The organism is Anaplasma phagocytophilum (assembly GCF_023476575.1).
Taxonomy (GTDB): Bacteria; Pseudomonadota; Alphaproteobacteria; order Rickettsiales; family Anaplasmataceae; genus Anaplasma; species Anaplasma phagocytophilum_A.
This window is the reverse complement of the sequence record NZ_JAHLEX010000176.1, coordinates 1-961: the sequence shown is the minus strand read 5'-3', so window position 1 is coordinate 961 and position 961 is coordinate 1. Positions and strand designations below refer to the sequence as shown.

Genomic DNA, 961 nt, shown 5'->3' with positions numbered 1-961 from the left:
AACTACACCCAAGTCTATTATGGATTGCGTTTGCCACTAAACACACATTTCCATATCCATAACTTGCCTTATAACACGCTACAGGCTAGTTATTTAAAGATTGCAGGCCTCATCAAGCAAGTACATCTTTTTTTTTCACCACCCCATATAGGCTATCGGTTGTCTTTTGTGCAACACACATCTACGAAGACCACAGTGCCTTTATACATAGATGGAACCGTTTTTTACCTTTTCGTTAATATTGACAGAAAAATTACCTGATATATCCCATGGAATCTGCAACTAAACTTTGGTATGCAGATTCGATTCTAGGAGATGGGAAGTCCCACTCGTTAGGATTAGCACAATCACATTCTGTAGGAACGCTATACTCAGGATTTCCAGCACACTGCTTCCTTATACATGTTGATACTGCATCGCACAGAGTATTCTCGACATTACCTAATAACTTCACATACAGTGAAGAGTCTGGTAATGAATGCACATCGATAGCTTCAAGTAACAGTTGAGCATCAGCTAGTAAATTTGTTAAGTGAGAGAAAGTATTCGCATCTCCCAGAGATTTAACCTCATTGAGATTTCTGCCACGTACTACATGTAGCACTTCCACTAATGTTTTGTTAAGATTCTCAGCATCGATCTTACATTGCTCAATATTACTTGTTGTTTGTGGTACTGCACTTAAGGAAGCACACACTTCACACGTAGTAGCTGTAGCTTCTAGAAGCATTATGGAAAGGCAACGACCATCTCCAACGTCATTATCACTTTGGTACGTACCCGCTGCATAATGTACGCACTCGTCATGAATGCACTTCAATGTAGTACGTACCATTGAAGCGCAGAATGCAGCTTTGGAGCAGTCACGCACAGGTAATCCGGCTATATACTGCAGCGCATCTTCTACTGTAAAGAAGCTATCTGACACACTTTTACGGTATGCTGCTTCACTATCGTGGAT

The 961-nt window shown here is 40.8% G+C and carries 1 protein-coding gene; it reads right to left on the bottom strand.

The window, feature by feature from the left end:
• Positions 1–253: 253 nt before the first annotated feature.
• A partial coding sequence (locus KPX09_RS05420) for a hypothetical protein (RefSeq protein ID WP_249549324.1) occupies positions 254–961 on the bottom strand: 708 nt, incomplete at its 5' end.